Origin of the sequence: Enterococcus mediterraneensis, from assembly GCF_900604485.1 — a bacterium.
Classification (GTDB): domain Bacteria; phylum Bacillota; class Bacilli; order Lactobacillales; family Enterococcaceae; genus Enterococcus_C; species Enterococcus_C mediterraneensis.
The window spans coordinates 1,430,501-1,448,166 of record NZ_UWOP01000001.1; the positions used below are offsets into that span (position 1 = coordinate 1,430,501).

Here is a 17,666-nt window from a genome sequence, read left to right on the forward strand (position 1 = left end):
AAAGTTTTGGCTCAAGAAGAAAATTATGTCATCGAGATGCGTCACATTACTAAAATCTTCGGGACATTCAAAGCCAATGATGATATCAATCTAAAAGTGAGACAAGGAGAAATCCATGCTTTGCTGGGAGAAAACGGTGCCGGTAAATCAACTCTGATGAACGTTTTATCAGGCTTACTAGAACCGACTTCTGGCGACATTCTCATGAATGGTCAAAAAGTGTCTATTACGAGTCCTACCGCAGCCAATAAATTGGGGATCGGCATGGTGCATCAGCATTTTATGCTGGTTGATGCCTTCACGGTCACGGAAAATATTATCTTAGGAAGCGAACCGAGTCATTTTGGTTTTATCGATCGCAAAAAAGCGCGGAAAGAAATCCAAAAGGTATCTGAACAATATGGTCTTTCAGTTGATCCGGACGCACGGATCAGCGATATTTCGGTTGGGATGCAGCAACGGGTAGAGATTTTGAAAACATTATACCGTGGAGCAGATGTTTTGATCTTTGACGAACCAACAGCTGTGTTGACACCGCAAGAAATCGAAGAACTGATTGTCATTATGCAAGGGTTGGTCAAAGAAGGCAAATCTATTATTTTGATCACACATAAATTAGATGAAATCAAAAAAGTGGCAGACCGTTGTACAGTTATTCGCCGTGGGCAAGGAATCGGGACTGTTGATGTGAAAGATGTTACTTCACAACAGTTGGCTGATATGATGGTAGGACGCGCCGTATCTTTCAAAACACCGAAAAAAGATGCGAACCCGCAAGAAGTGGTGCTGGCTATTGAAAACTTGGAAGTTAAAGAAAGCCGCGGAATCTCTGCTGTGAAGAATCTAAACTTGGAAGTACGAGCCGGTGAAGTGCTGGGGATCGCTGGTATCGACGGCAACGGTCAATCAGAATTGATCCAAGCATTAACGGGATTGCGCAAAGTCGAAAATGGTACGATCAAACTGAATGGTGAGGATATCACGAATAAAAAACCAAGACAAATCACCGAAAGTGGTGTAGGACATGTTCCAGAAGACCGCCACAAATATGGCTTGGTTTTAGATATGACACTAGCAGAAAACATTGGTCTGCAAACTTATTATCATGAACCGCTAAGCAAACATGGTGTTTTGAATTATAACGAAATCAATGAAAAAGCCCGCGATTTGATCAAAGAATTCGATGTGCGGACAGTCAATGAATTAGTTCCTGCTAAATCATTGTCAGGTGGTAATCAGCAAAAAGCGATCATTGCTCGGGAAATCGACCGAGATCCTGATCTGCTGATCGTAGCCAACCCAACACGGGGACTAGACGTTGGTGCTATCGAATTTATCCACAAACGTTTGATCGAACAACGGGATAAATTCAAAGCGGTGTTGCTAGTCAGCTTTGAATTAGAAGAAATTCTGAATGTTTCTGATCGGATCGCAGTAATCCATGCCGGCGAGATCGTTGGTATCGTTGATCCGAAAGAAACCACTGAAAATGAATTGGGCTTATTGATGGCCGGGTACTCATTAGAAGAAGCTCGCGCTGAATTAGAAAAATCGGAAGCAGGTGAGCCAGTTGTATAAACGTTCAGAACAAATCAGAAATATTCTTGTGCCGGTCATTGCTGTCTTACTAGGATTCTTGATCGGCGGTATCATCATGGCGGCTTTTGGCTACAATCCAATCGCCGGTTATCAACGAATGATTGAAACAGCTTTTTTAAATCCACAAACGAAGGCACTGAATCCTAGAAATATCGGTGAGATTTTTGTAACAGCTGGACCATTGATCTTTACCGCACTTGGCTTTTCTGTAGCCAACTCTGCCGGCTTCTTCAATATCGGGCTTTCCGGTCAAGCGCTGTGCGGCTGGGTAGCAAGTATCTGGGTAGCCTTGGAAATGCCTGACGCACCTAAAGCGGTGGTATTGCCATTAGCAATTTTGGCTGGTGCGGTTTCAGGGGCGATCGCTGCGGCGATACCTGGGATTTTACGGGCGTTCTTTGGTACTAGTGAAGTTATCGTAACGATTATGATGAACTACGTGTTACTGTATACAAGTACGCATATCGTCAACAATGTCATGAATGAAAACTTGATGAGCAACAAGGGTGTCACAAAAATGGTGGGTACCAATGGATCATTACGGATTCCTTTTTTGAGCGAAATAAGTAATGGTTCACGGTTGAATATGGGTATCTTATTAGCATTTATTTTCTTAATTCTGGTATGGTTTTTGATGAAGAAAACTACACTTGGTTATGAGATCCGTTCAGTTGGTTTGAATCCATTTGCTTCAGAATATGCTGGTATGAGCAGTAAACGGACGATCATCATCTCAATGGTTATCTCCGGAACATTGGCTGGTCTTGGTGGAGTTGTCCAAGGTTTGGGAACTTTCCAAAACTTCTTTGTTCAAGGAACTTCATTGAGTATCGGTTTTGACGGAATGGCGGTTTCTTTATTAGGAAGCGGCAGCTCGATCGGAATCTTATTGTCAGCATTTTTATTCAGTATCTTGAAACTTGGCGGACAAGGAATGCAGTTTGCCGGTATCCCGCCTGAATTAGTGGACGTGGATATTGCGATCATCATCTTCTTTGTAGGTATCAGCTTTGTGATCCGGGTCGCTTTAGCGAAATTATTCGGTTCAAAAAAAGAAGTAGCTGTGGTTAAAGATATCGAGGCTACACCAAGTGACCAGGATAAAGAAGGGGGAACTATCTAATGGATATCAATTTAATCGCCTCGATCGTGACCCAAACTCTTGTTTACGCCTCTCCATTGATTCTAACGGCTTTAGGCGGTGTCTTTTCTGAACGCAGCGGGATCGTCAACGTCGGACTTGAAGGAATCATGGTTATGGGCGCATTCAGTGCGATCGTCTTCAATATCGAGATGGCGGATCAATTAGGTTCGTGGACGCCTTGGGTCGGTGTTTTAGTCGGTGGTTTAGCGGGGATGGTCTTTTCTATTCTGCACGCCGTAGCAACGATCAATTTCCGTGCCGATCACATTATCAGTGGGACAGTTATGAACTTGATGGCGCCGGCTTTGTCGATTTTCTTAGTCAAAGCGATCTATGGCAAAGGTCAAACAGATAATATCACTGAGATCTTCGGTTATTATAGTTTCCCTGTTTTGAAAGATATTCCGATCATCGGAAGAATCTTCTTTACTAATACGTTATTACCTGCATATGTAGCAATCTTGATTTCTGTTATCGCATGGTTTGTTATTTTCAAAACAAAATTCGGATTACGTTTGCGCTCAGTAGGTGAGCATCCTCAAGCAGCAGATACTCTGGGGATCAACGTCTATGCGATGCGTTATTCCGGCGTTTTGATCTCAGGTTTCTTAGGCGGAATGGGTGGTGCATTGTTCGCGCAATCCATCGCCGGGCGTTTTGCGGTAACGACGATCGCCGGACAAGGGTTCATTTCGATGGCTGCCATGATCTTTGGTAAATGGAATCCTCTTGGCGCGATGGGAGCGGCGCTATTCTTTGGTTTCGCTCAAAATATCAGTATCGCCGGTTCAAGACTGCCATTGATCTCATCGATCCCAGACGTTTACCTGCAAGCAGCACCATATGTTTTAACAATTATCGTGTTAGTCATCTTCCTAGGTAAAGCCTCAGGACCAAAAGCTAACGGAACAAACTATATCAAATCAAAATAATCATTATGTATTCAAGGGTGGGACTAAGGGACAATGTTGCTTCGTCCCGCCCTTTTGCTGTGAATCACTGCGATTGGTCCGCTTTAGCAGAACAGAGCAGATGATGAACAGTACTAGGCGAACGCAGAGAGCGTAGTGACATCACACCGAATTACTGCGACTGGCTCGCTTTAGCGAGCGGCCAGATGATGAACAGTAGTAGGCGAGCGCAGAGAGCGTAGTGACATCTCGCAGAAACACCAGGATTGACGCTTGATTGGAAATAAAACACCAGACTTTGTGAGATGCCCAAAAAAGATATTTAGATAATTACAAAGTTTAGGCAAGTCATTTCAGTCTTTCTTTAGTAAGATAGACATATAAATAAATGAAAGTGGGGAAAAGAAATGTTTAAACGTGTACATTTGATTGTAATGGATTCAGTTGGTATCGGCGAAGCGCCAGATGCTGAAAAATTTGGCGATGTAGGTTCTGATACATTAGGCCATATCGCACAAAAAGCTGGACTGACGATCCCGCATTTAGAAAATCTGGGATTGGGAACGATCCGTCCGCTTGAAGGGGTCAAAGCTGTCAGCGATCACAAAGGATATGCAACGAAACTTGAAGAAGTTTCAGTCGGTAAAGACACGATGACAGGACATTGGGAAATCATGGGACTGAATATCAAAAAGCCGTTTCGGGTATTTCCAGACGGATTCCCAGATGAACTGCTGAAGCAGATCGAAGAATTTTCTGGACGCAAGATCGTCTGCAACAAACCTTATTCAGGTACAGCAGTAATCAATGATTATGGCGAACACCAAATGAAAACTGGTGATCTGATCGTTTATACTTCTGCTGACCCTGTGTTGCAAATCGCAGCCCATGAGGAAATTATCCCATTAGAAGAATTGTATAAAATCTGCCAATACGTTCGGGACATCACGAAAGATGAACCTTATATGATCGGTCGAATCATTGCCCGTCCATACGTCGGCGAACCTGGTAATTTCACCCGCACCAGCAATCGTCATGACTATGCGCTTGATCCATTTGGAAAAACTGTTTTGGATTCTTTGAAAGACAGCGGCAAAGATGTAATCGCTGTGGGTAAAATCAATGATATCTTCAATGGCCAAGGGGTAACAGAAGCCATCCGCACAAAGAGCAACATGGACGGTGTGGATCAATTATTGAAAGTTATGAAAAAAGAGTTCACAGGAATAAGCTTTACGAATTTAGTAGATTTTGATGCATTATACGGTCATCGTCGGGACGTAGTAGGCTATGCTCATGCGATCGAAGATTTCGATTTACGAATTCCAGAATTAATGGATGCTATGGAAGAAGATGATCTGTTGATGATCACAGCTGACCATGGGAACGACCCAACCTTCACAGGTACCGACCATACCCGCGAATATGTGCCGTTGCTAGTGTATAGCAAAAAATTCGAAGAACAAGGCGAATTGCCTCAAGGATTTTATTCCGATATCGCGGCGACGATCGCGGAAAACTTCAATGTACCTGCCACTGAAAATGGTCAAAGTTTCTTAAATCTTTTAAAATAGGAGTGTACCAATGACTGAACAAATCAATCAAACACTGGAATTCATTAAAAATGCCGGAGTGAAAGACATCGACTTCGGATTGATCTTAGGATCAGGTCTCGGAGAACTAGCTGATGAGATCACTGAACCAATCAAAATCTCTTACAATGATATCCCGCATTTTCCTGTTTCAACAGTTGTTGGGCATGCTGGACAACTTGTTTACGGTGAATTATCCGGTAAAAAAGTATTAGCGATGCAAGGGCGTTTCCATTATTACGAAGGACATTCGATGCAGACAGTCACTTATCCTGTTCGTGTGATGGCGGCTTTAGGGGCTCATTCGTTGATCGTGACAAATGCTTGTGGCGGTGTAAATGAAAGCTTCGCACCGGGGGACTTGATGCTGATTACCGATCAAATCAACTTTACTGGCGACAATCCATTGATCGGCGCTAATGATGAAAAGATCGGTCCGCGTTTCCCTGATATGAGTAATGCGTATACGTTGGAATATCGCGAAACAGCGAAAAAAATCGCAGAAAAACGTCAACTTCACTTGCAAGAGGGTGTTTATATGGGCTTTTCCGGTCCGACGTATGAAACACCTGCAGAAATCCGATTTGCACGAATCGTGGGAGCAGATGCCGTGGGGATGTCTACGGTTCCGGAAGTGATCGTCGCTGTTCACAGTGGATTGAAAGTTTTAGGCATCTCATGTATTACCAATCTGGCTGCTGGAATGCAGGCAAGCCTGAACCATGAAGAAGTCGTAGAAACGACCAATCGTGTGAAGGCGGAATTCAAATCATTGGTCAAAGAAACTTTGGCTGCACTATAACAACGTGAAAGGAGCTTTTTTATGAGCGTTCATATCGAAGCAAAAGAAGGCGAAATCGCCGATAAAATATTATTACCAGGAGATCCTTTACGAGCAAAGTATATTGCTGAAAATTTTTTGGAAGATCCAATCTGTTACAATAACGTCCGCGGAATGTTAGGATATACCGGTGTTTATAAAGGCGAACGGATCTCCGTTCAAGGAACCGGGATGGGGATGCCTTCAGCCAGCATTTACGCTCAAGAATTGATCACATCATATGGCGTGAAAAAATTGATCCGTGTGGGTACTTGCGGGGCAATCTCAAAAGATGTTCATGTTCGTGATCTAGTGATCGGTCAAGCGGCAGCGACAAGTTCTTCAATGGTGGCGAAAAACTTCACCAGCTTTCATTATCCGCCCATCGCTGATTTCGATTTATTACTAACAGCCTATGAAATCGCAAAAGAAAGAGGATATACGACGCATGTAGGAAATTTACTGTCAGAGGACACATTCTATAAAGATGATATGACAGAAACTCTTAAACTGGCTGAGTTAGGCGTGATGGGAGTTGAAATGGAAGCTGCGGCTTTGTATTACTTAGGCGCAAAATTCCATGTTCAAACTCTAGCGATTTGTACAGTAAGTGATCATATCGTAACCGGTGAAGCCACTTCTGCTGAAGAACGCCAAACTACATTTAATGATATGATTGAAGTTGGTTTGGAAACTGCCATCCGCCCATAAATTCAAAAAATGAAATGAGGGATTTTTCTTGGAAAATTTTACATTTGATGTTGCAACAGATATTCGTTTTGGTAAAGATCGTTTAAGTGAATTACCAGCTGTTTTGGATACATTCGGTAAACGAGTGCTGCTGGTTTATGGCGGCGGCAGTATCAAACGGAATGGTTTATATGATGCGATTATTGCTTTATTGAAAGCTAACGACAACGAGATATACGAATTGAACGGTGTAGAACCGAATCCCCGTGTAGAAACTGTGGCAAAAGGGGCAGCGTTATGTCAGGAGCATGAGATCGAAGTGATCTTGGCAGTTGGCGGCGGATCGGTCATTGATTGCAGTAAAGTAATCGCAGGCGCGGCAATCAGCCAAGAAGATCCTTGGAAAATGGTATTGAAACGCCGCTATGATGGCCCGGCGTTACCACTTGTCACCGTTTTGACACTGGCGGCGACAGGGAGTGAAATGAACCGTGGAGCTGTAATCTCCAATTTAGAAACGAAACAAAAATTAGGGATCCATGGTGAAAACTTTTTACCAAAAGTTTCGTTTTTAGATCCCACAAATACATTTACAGTCAATCAATACCAAACAGCAGCAGGTTCTGCAGATATTTTGAGTCATTTGTTTGAGATCTATTTCAACAAGACCCAAGGCACTGATGTCCAAGATGGTGTGGCAGAAGGTTTGATGAAAGCTGTCATCAAAAATTTACCGATAGCACTAGAAACACCTAATGATTATGACGCGCGGGCAAATTTGATGTGGGCAAGTACATTGGCGTTGAATGGATTAGTCGGCAAAGGCCGCTCTGGCGCGTGGTCTTGCCATCCGATGGAACATGAATTGAGTGCTTTTTACGATATCACTCACGGAATCGGTCTGGCAATCTTGACACCGAGATGGATGGAACATGTCTTGAACGAGCAAACAGTGGGTAAATTCGCACGCTTTGCTAAAGAAGTTTGGGGAATCGATGAAGCCGTACCTGAACTTGCGGCACGGATGGCGATCCAAAAAACTTATGACTTTTTCAAAGCTTGCGGTATCCCAATGACTTTACCGGAAGTTGGGATCAACGACGACCGCGATTTTGCGGAAATGGCTAGCCAAGCAGTTGCCCATAGTACTATTGCAACAGATGCTTTTGTACCTTTGCAAGCCGACGATGTCGTGGCAATCTATCAAGCAAGTCTGACAGAAACAAATTTTCTATAATAAACTAACTTAATCGATCAGGTTATTAGAAAGATACGAGTTCATTCTTTAGGGATGGATTCGTATTTTTTTGTTCCGTTACACTTGTTTGCAAGTGTGCTCTATAAGCCGTTTTTTTGCTAGTTTAGGTACTCAGCTTATCTACTAATAGTAGATAGCGTTTTCTATTGGAGGGTAAAGGAGGAGCAGTGATGGCAATGATCGAGATCCGACAGCTGTCTAAATTTTACGGAAGTCAGCGGGGAATAGAAAATATTGAATTGTCGATCGATGCAGGAGAGATCTTCGGATTTATCGGACCAATAGGGAGTTGTTTTGCGGGAATCATGGCAGCTACAATTTATTGAAAAAAAGATCGGCTGCCGATAAAAGCAGTCGATCTTTTGTGTTTGATTCAGATGATCTTATAAGTAGTATTTTTTCGCTACTGAAAGGTCGTCATTCAATTCATAAACAAGTGGTTGACCTGTTGGGATTTCAAGATCCATGATATCTTCGTCTGAAATACCTTCGATATGTTTTGCTAATGCACGTAATGAGTTACCATGTGCAGCAACTAAAACTGTTTTGTTGTCTTTCAATGCAGGAGCGATTTGATCTTGCCAGAAAGGTAATGCACGTTCCAAAGTAACTTTCAAGTTTTCTCCTCCAGGGATATCGCGAGGGTCTAACATTGAGTAACGACGGTCTTGTGCTGCTGAACCTTCGTCTTCTGCTTCCATCAATGGAGGCAATACATCGTATGAACGGCGCCAGATGTGAACTTGTTCGTCACCGTATTTTTCAGCAGTTTCTTTTTTGTTCAATCCTTGTAATTTACCGTAGTGGCGTTCGTTCAAGCGCCATGATTTGATTTGTGGAACCCATAATTGATCAGATTCTTCTAAGATCAGGTTACATGTTTTGATCGCACGAGTTAAAACAGAGGTGAACGCAACATCGAATTCGATGCCGGCTTCCTTGATTTTACGGCCGCCTTCTTTTGCTTCTTCGACACCTTCTGGAGCCAAGTCAACGTCTGCCCAACCAGTAAATTGGTTCAATTTGTTCCATTCACTTAATCCATGACGAGAAAAAACTAATTTTGGCATGAAAAACTCTCCTTTATATATCTAGTTTCTGAAATTTTCAATTTCTTGTTTATTGTACAATGTTTTTGGGGATATTTCCATCGAAATCTGTTTTCTTGCTTATAAAATCCCGAATTTAACCTGATTTTCTAAAAAACAAACAGAATAAAAAATTGGATCAACCGATTAAAAACGGTGATCCAATCTTTTTTAGTCAACTATTTTTAAAACTTCTTCATCTGGTAAATTGATATATTTGTAGCAAGTTCCGACTGAAACGCCGCATTTTGCTGAGATGTATTGAATAGTTTCTTTCTTTTCATAGTACAGACGTCGGATTTTCTTGACGATTTTTGGATCGATCTTAGGACGTCCGCCGATTTTGCCTTTTTTACGGGCATTGTTCAATCCTACCAACGTTCTTTCTTTGATCAATGCGCATTCCATATTTGCCAGTCCATCCATTAGCCGGAAATAAATTTCTCCCATTGGTTCCCGTGTGTCGATCTTTTCAGCAAGGCTGACCAAATTAATGCCTCTGTCTTGAAATTCACGAGTCAAATCTGTCAGCTGACGGGTAGAACGACCTAAACGATGCAAGTCGCAAACTACTAATGTATCGCCGGATTCTAATTGTGCGAGTACATTTTCCAAGTCATACTGATTTTCATCTTGATCGAAAGAATCCAGAAAAATTTTATCGCAGCCATAGTCGGATAGGGTCATTGTTTGTGTGTCTGTTCCAGCGTCGTTTATCGTTGTTCGTGCATAGCCAATAAGTTTCATGCTTTTTTTCCTCTCTCACCTTTACCTTTATTCAATTAAGAAGAATGTAACGCAAATTCAATAAAACATTACTCTTTTGTGGCTTAAAAGTCAATTTTTTTTGCATAATTTGAATAAAAAATAGCAATTTTTATTTTTGACCTTGAGGTGTAAGGATTCTTGGTCCGTCATCATATCCTACAATCACTGTATTTACCATATCTAAAAATAGCCCATGTTCTACAACGCCTACCATTTTGTCTAATTCGTTTGCCAAAGCATGGGGGTCAGTGATAGTTTCCAAATGCAGATCGATAATATAATTGTTGCTGTCTGTACGCAAATATTCGCCGTTTTCATTTGTTCGCAAGACAGGGTGATAATTTTTTTCATTAAAGATCCGCATGATCTGTTGGCTGCCGTAAGGAATGACTTCAACTGGCAGAGGGAATGCCCCCAAATGTTCGACCATTTTTGAGTGATCGACGATCCAGATCACTTTGTTGGAATAGGTAGCTACGATCTTTTCAAATAATAATGCTGCGCCGCCGCCTTTGATCCCTTGGAAGTCTGCACTGATCTCGTCCGCACCATCGATGGTTACATCTACATGAGAAACTTCATCAATGGTTTTTAAAGGAATCCCTAATTTTTCAGCTTGTTCTTTTGTCGCATTGGATGTCGTCACACCAGTAATGGACAACCCTTCTTCGCGAATCAAACGACCAACTTCTTCTACCATATAGTAAGCTGTGGACCCCGTTCCTAAACCGACGATCATTCCGTCTTCAATAAATTTTGTTGCTTCGATGCCGACCATTTGTTTCAAATTCATCATTATCCCGCCTTTATTTAGTGTCTGTTCCATTTTAATAGGTAATGAAAAAAAAGAACAGCTTTAATCCGGGAAAACCATAAAAAAAATCGTCAAAAAATAAGGACAGTCGGTTGACACCTTGTTTTAATCATGATATCCTATCAAAGGTGCTTTATATACAGGTCTCTCGTTGGAGACGTGCTGACTGTGGAAGTACAACTGATAATCAATGCAGAGGATGCATTATTTTTTATCGCGAAAAAAGACCCACCTGGATGTGTGGGACTAGAAAAGCGAATAAAGGAAGGAGGACAACTAGGGATGCCTACAATTAATCAATTAGTACGTAAACCTCGTAAATCCAAGGTTGAAAAATCAAATTCACCTGCTTTGAACAAAGGATATAACAGTTTCAAAAAAACTCAAACGAATGTGAACTCACCTCAAAAACGTGGGGTAGCAACTCGTGTGGGAACAATGACACCGAAAAAACCGAACTCAGCTTTACGTAAATATGCGCGTGTTCGTTTGTCTAACTTGATCGAAGTAACAGCTTATATCCCAGGTATCGGCCACAACTTGCAAGAACACAGTGTTGTATTGTTGCGTGGTGGACGTGTAAAAGACTTACCAGGGGTACGTTATCATATCGTTCGTGGTGCATTGGATACTGCCGGTGTAAACGATCGTAAACAATCTCGTTCTAAATATGGTACAAAACGACCTAAAGCTTAATCTGCTTCAAAAAAATTATACAAATGATTCTATTTTTTAATAGAAGAAATATTTCGGAAGGAGGAGTTACGGATGCCTCGTAAAGGTCCTGTTGCAAAACGTGATGTTTTACCAGATCCTATTTATAACTCAAAATTAGTAACTCGCTTGATCAACCGTGTAATGGTTGACGGAAAACGCGGGATTGCTGCAAATATTATCTATAATGCATTTGGCATTATCAAAGAATCTACAGGTAACGATCCATTGGAAGTTTTCGAACAAGCAATGAAAAATGTTATGCCTGTATTGGAAGTTAAAGCTCGTCGTGTTGGGGGTTCAAACTATCAAGTACCAGTTGAAGTTCGCCCTGAACGTCGTACGACTTTAGGTCTTCGTTGGGTGGTAAACTACGCTCGTTTGCGTGGCGAACACACAATGGAAGAACGTCTTGCAAAAGAAATCATGGATGCTGCTAACAACACTGGCGCTTCTGTGAAAAAACGCGAAGACACACACAAAATGGCAGAAGCCAACCGCGCATTTGCTCACTATCGTTGGTAAGATCCTCTCTGTGTTGGACACTCTGTCCCCAGAAGGTATAACAATGAATTTAGTTATTTAGAAAAAGAGAGGAGAACAAAGTAGCATGGCTAGAGAATTTTCTCTTGAAAACACTCGTAACATTGGTATCATGGCCCACATCGATGCTGGTAAAACGACTGCGACAGAACGTATCTTGTACTATACAGGTAAAATCCATAAAATCGGCGAAACTCACGAAGGAGCTTCCCAAATGGACTGGATGGAACAAGAACAAGAACGTGGTATCACGATCACATCTGCTGCAACAACAGCACAATGGAAAGGTCATCGTATCAATATCATCGACACCCCAGGACACGTGGACTTCACCGTTGAGGTAGAACGTTCATTACGCGTGCTTGACGGTGCGGTAACTGTTCTTGATGCGCAATCAGGTGTTGAACCTCAAACTGAAACAGTTTGGCGTCAAGCAACAACTTACGGTGTTCCACGTATCGTTTTTGCAAACAAAATGGATAAAATCGGTGCAGACTTCTTATACTCTGTATCTACTTTACACGATCGTTTGCAAGCAAACGCTCATCCAATCCAATTACCGATCGGTGCAGAAGATGACTTCACTGGTATTATCGACTTAGTGAAGATGAAAGCTGAAATGTACACCAACGATCTAGGTACAGAAATCGAAGAAACTGAGATTCCTGAAGACTACCGCGAATTGGCTGAAGAATGGCGCGAAAAATTGGTTGAAGCTGTTGCTGAAACTGATGAAGACCTAACAATGAAATATTTGGAAGGCGAAGAAATCACTGAAGCGGAACTTAAAGAAGGAATCCGTAAAGCTACAACTGCTGTAGAATTTTACCCAGTTCTTTGCGGTTCAGCTTTCAAAAATAAAGGGGTTCAATTGTTATTGGATGCCGTTATCGATTACTTGCCATCTCCATTAGATATCCCTGCAATCAAAGGGATCGATCCTAAAACTGATGAAGAAGTTGAACGTCCAGCCGACGACAACGCTCCTTTCTCAGCTTTAGCATTTAAAGTTATGACAGACCCATTCGTAGGTCGTTTGACTTTCTTCCGTGTTTACTCAGGTGTGTTGGAGTCAGGTTCATACATCCGTAACGCGACAAAAGACAAACGCGAACGTGTTGGTCGTATCCTACAAATGCACGCTAACTCTCGTTCTGAAATCTCTGAAGTATATGCTGGAGATATCGCAGCGGCTGTTGGTTTGAAAGATACAACAACTGGGGACACACTATGTGATGAAAAGAATCTAGTAATTCTTGAATCAATGGAATTCCCAGAACCAGTTATCCAAGTCGCTATTGAACCTAAATCAAAAGCTGACCAAGATAAAATGGGTATCGCATTGCAAAAACTATCTGAAGAAGATCCAACTTTCCGTGCCGAAACAAACCCTGAAACTGGTGAAACTATCATCGCTGGTATGGGTGAGCTTCACTTGGATATCATCGTTGACCGTATGCGTCGCGAATTCAAAGTAGAAGCAAACGTTGGTGCACCTCAAGTTTCTTATCGTGAAACCTTCCGCTCTTCAACTGAAGCAGAAGGTAAATTCGTCCGTCAGTCTGGTGGTAAAGGTCAATACGGTCACGTATGGATCGAATTCACACCAAACGAAGAGGGCGCTGGTTTCGAATTTGAAAATGCCATCGTCGGTGGGGTCGTTCCTCGTGAATATATCCCTGCTGTTGAAGCTGGTTTGAAAGACTCCATGGAAAATGGTGTCCTTGCCGGTTACCCAATGGTAGACATCAAAGCGAAACTTTACGATGGATCTTACCATGATGTCGATTCAAGTGAAACAGCCTTCCGTGTAGCGGCTTCAATGGCTTTACGTGCTGCTGCTAAGAAAGCAAATCCTGTTATCCTTGAACCAATCATGTCAGTAGAAATCGTTGTTCCTGAAGATTACTTAGGTGATGTTATGGGACACGTAACTGCTCGTCGTGGACGCGTAGAAGGAATGGAAGCACGTGGTAACTCACAAGTTGTTCGTGCAATGGTTCCTCTTGCTGAAATGTTCGGTTATGCAACGACATTACGTTCAGCAACACAAGGTCGCGGTGTATTTACAATGACATTCGACCACTATGAAGATGTACCGAAATCTGTTCAAGAAGAAATCATTAAGAAAAATGGCGGAAAATCTGAATAAGATAACTGTCTAGCATTTTCTTAAAAGAACTATATTTTTTGAGAAGTTTCGTGTACAATAATTAACGATGATAAGGGCAAGCAATCATTTTTGATTGCTTACCTATCAGATAAAAATACAATTTTATTTTTAGGAGGAACATATTAAAATGGCAAAAGAAAAATTTGACCGTTCTAAACCCCATGTAAACATCGGTACTATCGGACACGTTGACCATGGTAAAACAACTCTAACAGCTGCTATCACAACTGTATTATCTAAAAAAGGTTTGGCTCAAGCTTCAGCTTATGACCAAATCGATGGAGCTCCAGAAGAACGCGAACGCGGAATCACTATCTCAACAGCTCACGTTGAATATGAAACAGAAAACCGCCACTACGCTCACGTTGACTGCCCAGGACACGCGGACTATGTTAAAAACATGATCACTGGTGCTGCTCAAATGGACGGTGCGATCTTAGTAGTTTCTGCTGCTGATGGTCCTATGCCTCAAACACGTGAACACATCCTATTGTCACGTAACGTTGGTGTTCCTTACATCGTTGTTTTCTTGAACAAAATGGATATGGTTGACGACGAAGAATTATTAGAATTAGTTGAAATGGAAGTACGCGACCTATTGTCTGAATATGGTTTCCCAGGAGACGACACTCCAGTCGTTGCTGGTTCAGCATTGAAAGCTTTAGAAGGCGACCCTTCATACGAAGAAAAAATCTTAGAATTGATGGCTGCAGTTGACGAATATATCCCAACTCCAGAACGTGACCATGACAAACCATTCATGATGCCAGTGGAAGACGTATTCTCAATCACTGGTCGTGGTACAGTTGCTACAGGTCGTGTTGAACGTGGACAAGTTCGCGTTGGTGACGAAGTTGAAATCGTAGGTATCGCTGAAGAAACTGCGAAAACAACTGTTACTGGTGTTGAAATGTTCCGTAAATTATTGGATTACGCTGAAGCTGGAGACAACATCGGCGCATTGCTTCGTGGGGTTTCTCGCGATGACATCCAACGTGGACAAGTATTGGCTAAACCAGGTACAATCACTCCACATACAAAATTTAAAGCAGAAGTTTATGTTTTAACTAAAGAAGAAGGCGGACGTCACACTCCATTCTTCACAAACTACCGCCCACAATTCTACTTCCGTACAACAGACGTAACTGGTGTTGTTGAATTGCCAGAAGGAACTGAAATGGTTATGCCTGGCGATAACGTATCAATGGACGTTGAATTGATCCACCCAATCGCTATCGAAGACGGAACTCGTTTCTCAATTCGTGAAGGCGGACGTACTGTTGGTTCAGGCGTTGTTACAGAAATCATCGGTTAATTTTTGATTAACTGATTTAAAAAGAGCGAGACCCTTGCGGTCTTCGCTCTTTTTTTGTACCATAACTCATTTCAAACAGCGTGCGGTCGATATTGCCGGATGCTGTTTTTTCTATTAATGTATGCAGTAAAAAAGGTAATTTTTAGTACCAACGTTGTGATTCAATGCCCGCTCGTTACTTTGATACCGATGATGCCGACGATCAGCATGGCTACAAATATCCATGTAGCAAACGAAAGATGATCTTTGAATAATACAACCCCTATGATAATGGATCCGACAGCGCCGATTCCTGTCCAGACCGGATAAGAGATGCTCAATGGTATATGTTTGACTGCCAATGCCAAAAAACCGAAGCTGAAGATCATTCCTATGACGGTATATAAGCTATACCAGATATTAGTAAAACCATTGCTCAGCTTCATTGTAGTAGCCCAAACTACTTCAAAGACCCCTCCTAAAAATAAAAAAATCCATGTCATTTCCGATTCCTCCCTCAAAAAAAGGCATCTAGTGAACTCTGCAAAGACCTAATGAGTTCACTAAATGCCTCTATCACCCGGTAGTGATAATTAATGTAATTGATATGTTGTAAAGAAATTCTATCCAATTAAGATTGACTTGTCAATGAAGAGCATTCAAAGAACAGGAACGTAGAAGGACTCAGTGTTTTTTAGTTCGTTTTCTTTGAATTTGAAGCAATTTTTTGCCAATCATTTGTGATATATTCCAGCTGCTTGCAAAAATCCAGCAAGTCTTTGCGATCCATTCGTGTGTAGTTGATCCGCATCGAAGACGTATCATCACTAAAAAGAAAAGAAGGTGCGATCAGAAGCTTTCGATCCAAAAATTTTTGCCAGAAGGAGCGGGTGATGGTATTTCCATGCCAAGACAACCAATAATAAAGTCCGCCATTGATGGGGACAGCGGTCCATTCAGGGGCAAATCTTGCCAATGTTTTAGAAAAATCATCGCTGCGTGTTTTTAATTCTTGAATCAAACGTTGATGTTGTTGCTGATAGTCAGGCGAACGCAATGCCGCAGTAGCCAGTAATTGCGGGAAAATAGTGGTTTCTGCATCTAGCCGTTGTTTCGCATTCGCCAGATTCTCGATCAATGCCTTAGGTGCGATCAGCCAGCCAATTTTGATAGAAGAACCGAAGATCTTTGATAAAGAACCTAGATAGATGACTTGCTGTGGCGCAAGTTCTTTTAATTTTGGCGGCGTTTTAGCAAAAGCAAGCTCGCTGAAAACATCATCCTCAACGATCGGCAAAGTATATTTTTGACAGAGTGCCAAGATTTCTTTTCTTCGCTTCAGGGACATGCTGCGTCCGGTAGGGTTTTGAAAACTGGGATTCAAATAAAGCAGCTTGATTTTTTTTGCTAAAATTTGTTTTTCTAATTTTTCCGGTTGGATGCCTTCCGAATCGCAAGGGATTCCTTCAACGCGAATACCCAAATATTGAAAAAGCGGTAATGAAAAAAGAAAAGAGGGTTCTTCGGTCGCGATACAGTCGCCAAATTGCAGCAGTGTCTGTAATAAAAGCAAAATTCCTTGCGTGGAACCGGAAGTGATGAGCAGATCTTGTCCGTCCATGGAAATCCCTAGATTTTTGGCCGCATTTTTTTGAATAAGTTCTTTTAGCGGCAGATAACCGGTTTTTGTTACTTTTTTTTCTTCTTGGATCACTTGTTCCCAAGTGATCGCCGGAAATTGAAAATCCGGGATCAGTTCTGTAGGTAGATCGCCGGTAAAAAGATCCAGTGTTTTTTGGGTATTCTTCAATTCGTTGATTTTTTCAATGAACGGATCTTGAGGCGCTGTTAAATTCGTTAAACGTCGCCAGTGGTAGTCAGGCGTTTGGCGACTGCCCCAGCGTCCTTTGGCAACTTCAGTCCCGCTGCCTTGTCTGCGGACGATCCATCCCAAACTGACCAATTCTTCTAGTGCATGATTTACTGTAGAACGATTGACACCGTACATTTCCGCTAATTTCCGTTCTGGCGGCAGTTTGTCTCCGGCAGACAGGGTCCCATTCTGGATAGATTCGATGATTTGATTGATGATCTGCTGAAACAATGGTAATTTGCTGGAACGATCTAATACCCACATGAACATTGCTCCTTTTTAGATTGGTTGGTATGAAAATAAACCAATTGGTCGTTTTCGTCAAGTGTTCATTTCGCTATACTTATTCCAATGAGGCGATATTTTCGATTTTACAGAGTTTGAC

General features: G+C 42.0%; 17 protein-coding genes. 12 read left to right on the forward strand and 5 right to left on the reverse strand.

Annotated elements, in window-relative coordinates; genetic code table 11:
- The first annotated feature begins 36 nt into the window (after window positions 1-36).
- The 8 genes from EFB00_RS06955 (at window position 37) to EFB00_RS13435 (ending at window position 8,340) form a co-directional block, all read left to right on the forward strand.
- The gene (locus EFB00_RS06955) at window positions 37-1,578 is read left to right on the forward strand and encodes an ABC transporter ATP-binding protein (protein ID WP_122647061.1); all 1,542 of its coding nucleotides are present in this window, start codon (window positions 37-39) and stop codon (window positions 1,576-1,578) included.
- Window positions 1,571-2,722: an ABC transporter permease gene (locus EFB00_RS06960; RefSeq protein ID WP_206423466.1), complete on the forward strand. Its 1,152-nt coding sequence runs from the start codon at window positions 1,571-1,573 to the stop codon at window positions 2,720-2,722. The genes EFB00_RS06955 and EFB00_RS06960 overlap by 8 nt, the downstream gene beginning before the upstream one ends.
- Complete coding sequence (locus EFB00_RS06965; RefSeq protein WP_122646137.1) at window positions 2,722-3,675, forward strand: ABC transporter permease; 954 nt, start codon at window positions 2,722-2,724, stop codon at window positions 3,673-3,675. Before EFB00_RS06960 ends, EFB00_RS06965 begins: the two co-directional genes overlap by 1 nt.
- Window positions 3,676-4,061: 386 nt before the next feature.
- Complete coding sequence (deoB, locus tag EFB00_RS06970; RefSeq protein ID WP_122646138.1) at window positions 4,062-5,228, forward strand: phosphopentomutase; 1,167 nt, start codon at window positions 4,062-4,064, stop codon at window positions 5,226-5,228.
- A gap of 10 nt (window positions 5,229-5,238) precedes the next feature.
- Window positions 5,239-6,048 carry a purine-nucleoside phosphorylase gene (locus EFB00_RS06975; protein WP_122646139.1) on the forward strand — a complete coding sequence of 270 codons (810 nt, stop codon included), beginning with the start codon at window positions 5,239-5,241 and terminating at the stop codon, window positions 6,046-6,048.
- A gap of 21 nt (window positions 6,049-6,069) precedes the next feature.
- Entirely contained in the window at window positions 6,070-6,777 is a 708-nt protein-coding gene (gene deoD, locus EFB00_RS06980) for a purine-nucleoside phosphorylase (protein WP_122646140.1), read from the forward strand.
- Window positions 6,778-6,805: 28 nt separating this feature from the next.
- Complete coding sequence (locus EFB00_RS06985) at window positions 6,806-7,993, forward strand: iron-containing alcohol dehydrogenase (RefSeq protein WP_122646141.1); 1,188 nt, start codon at window positions 6,806-6,808, stop codon at window positions 7,991-7,993.
- A gap of 191 nt (window positions 7,994-8,184) precedes the next feature.
- Entirely contained in the window at window positions 8,185-8,340 is a 156-nt protein-coding gene (locus tag EFB00_RS13435; protein ID WP_164709443.1) for a P-loop NTPase family protein, read from the forward strand.
- A gap of 57 nt (window positions 8,341-8,397) precedes the next feature.
- On the opposite strand, the gene gpmA is transcribed toward EFB00_RS13435, so the two are convergent.
- The 3 genes from gpmA to rpiA all read right to left on the reverse strand — a co-directional run bounded on the left by gpmA (window position 8,398) and on the right by rpiA (window position 10,663).
- On the reverse strand, window positions 8,398-9,084 hold the full coding sequence (gene gpmA, locus EFB00_RS06990) for a 2,3-diphosphoglycerate-dependent phosphoglycerate mutase (RefSeq protein WP_122646142.1): 687 nt from the start codon (window positions 9,082-9,084) through the stop codon (window positions 8,398-8,400).
- Between the two features lie 189 nt (window positions 9,085-9,273).
- Entirely contained in the window at window positions 9,274-9,849 is a 576-nt protein-coding gene (locus EFB00_RS06995) for a recombinase family protein (RefSeq protein ID WP_122646143.1), read from the reverse strand.
- 130 nt (window positions 9,850-9,979) lie between these two features.
- Entirely contained in the window at window positions 9,980-10,663 is a 684-nt protein-coding gene (gene rpiA, locus EFB00_RS07000) for a ribose-5-phosphate isomerase RpiA (protein WP_122646144.1), read from the reverse strand.
- A 303-nt stretch (window positions 10,664-10,966) separates the two neighbouring features.
- On the opposite strand from rpiA, the gene rpsL reads away from it, so the two are divergent.
- The 4 genes from rpsL (at window position 10,967) to tuf (ending at window position 15,429) form a co-directional block, all read left to right on the forward strand.
- Entirely contained in the window at window positions 10,967-11,380 is a 414-nt protein-coding gene (gene rpsL, locus EFB00_RS07005; protein WP_010734475.1) for a 30S ribosomal protein S12, read from the forward strand.
- Window positions 11,381-11,452: 72 nt separating this feature from the next.
- On the forward strand, window positions 11,453-11,923 hold the full coding sequence (gene rpsG, locus EFB00_RS07010) for a 30S ribosomal protein S7 (protein ID WP_122646145.1): 471 nt from the start codon (window positions 11,453-11,455) through the stop codon (window positions 11,921-11,923).
- A gap of 85 nt (window positions 11,924-12,008) precedes the next feature.
- Window positions 12,009-14,093, forward strand: coding sequence for an elongation factor G (fusA, locus tag EFB00_RS07015; RefSeq protein ID WP_122646146.1), 2,085 nt, complete (start codon window positions 12,009-12,011; stop codon window positions 14,091-14,093).
- 148 nt (window positions 14,094-14,241) lie between these two features.
- Window positions 14,242-15,429 carry an elongation factor Tu gene (gene tuf, locus EFB00_RS07020; RefSeq protein ID WP_122646147.1) on the forward strand — a complete coding sequence of 396 codons (1,188 nt, stop codon included), beginning with the start codon at window positions 14,242-14,244 and terminating at the stop codon, window positions 15,427-15,429.
- A 161-nt stretch (window positions 15,430-15,590) separates the two neighbouring features.
- Here the strand turns inward: tuf and EFB00_RS07025 are convergent, their stop codons facing one another.
- Both EFB00_RS07025 and EFB00_RS07030 read right to left on the reverse strand, forming a co-directional pair.
- Entirely contained in the window at window positions 15,591-15,911 is a 321-nt protein-coding gene (locus EFB00_RS07025; RefSeq protein WP_122646148.1) for a DMT family transporter, read from the reverse strand.
- A gap of 191 nt (window positions 15,912-16,102) precedes the next feature.
- Window positions 16,103-17,551, reverse strand: coding sequence for an aminotransferase-like domain-containing protein (locus EFB00_RS07030; RefSeq protein ID WP_420889753.1), 1,449 nt, complete (start codon window positions 17,549-17,551; stop codon window positions 16,103-16,105).
- Window positions 17,552-17,666 lie beyond the last annotated feature (115 nt).

Bases quoted from the DNA above. Each gene is read 5' to 3' on its own strand.
- rpsG (WP_122646145.1), top strand. From the start codon at position 11,453: ATGCCTCGTAAAGGTCCTGTTGCAAAACGTGATGTTTTACCAGATCCT.
- gpmA (WP_122646142.1), bottom strand. From the start codon at position 9,084: ATGCCAAAATTAGTTTTTTCTCGTCATGGATTAAGTGAATGGAACAAA.
- tuf (WP_122646147.1), top strand. From the start codon at position 14,242: ATGGCAAAAGAAAAATTTGACCGTTCTAAACCCCATGTAAACATCGGT.
- EFB00_RS06965 (WP_122646137.1), top strand. From the start codon at position 2,722: ATGGATATCAATTTAATCGCCTCGATCGTGACCCAAACTCTTGTTTAC.
- EFB00_RS06955 (WP_122647061.1), top strand. From the start codon at position 37: ATGCGTCACATTACTAAAATCTTCGGGACATTCAAAGCCAATGATGAT.
- deoB (WP_122646138.1), top strand. From the start codon at position 4,062: ATGTTTAAACGTGTACATTTGATTGTAATGGATTCAGTTGGTATCGGC.
- rpsL (WP_010734475.1), top strand. From the start codon at position 10,967: ATGCCTACAATTAATCAATTAGTACGTAAACCTCGTAAATCCAAGGTT.
- rpiA (WP_122646144.1), bottom strand. From the start codon at position 10,663: ATGAATTTGAAACAAATGGTCGGCATCGAAGCAACAAAATTTATTGAA.
- fusA (WP_122646146.1), top strand. From the start codon at position 12,009: ATGGCTAGAGAATTTTCTCTTGAAAACACTCGTAACATTGGTATCATG.
- deoD (WP_122646140.1), top strand. From the start codon at position 6,070: ATGAGCGTTCATATCGAAGCAAAAGAAGGCGAAATCGCCGATAAAATA.
- EFB00_RS07025 (WP_122646148.1), bottom strand. From the start codon at position 15,911: ATGACATGGATTTTTTTATTTTTAGGAGGGGTCTTTGAAGTAGTTTGG.
- EFB00_RS13435 (WP_164709443.1), top strand. From the start codon at position 8,185: ATGGCAATGATCGAGATCCGACAGCTGTCTAAATTTTACGGAAGTCAG.
- EFB00_RS07030 (WP_420889753.1), bottom strand. From the start codon at position 17,551: ATGTTCATGTGGGTATTAGATCGTTCCAGCAAATTACCATTGTTTCAG.
- EFB00_RS06995 (WP_122646143.1), bottom strand. From the start codon at position 9,849: ATGAAACTTATTGGCTATGCACGAACAACGATAAACGACGCTGGAACA.
- EFB00_RS06975 (WP_122646139.1), top strand. From the start codon at position 5,239: ATGACTGAACAAATCAATCAAACACTGGAATTCATTAAAAATGCCGGA.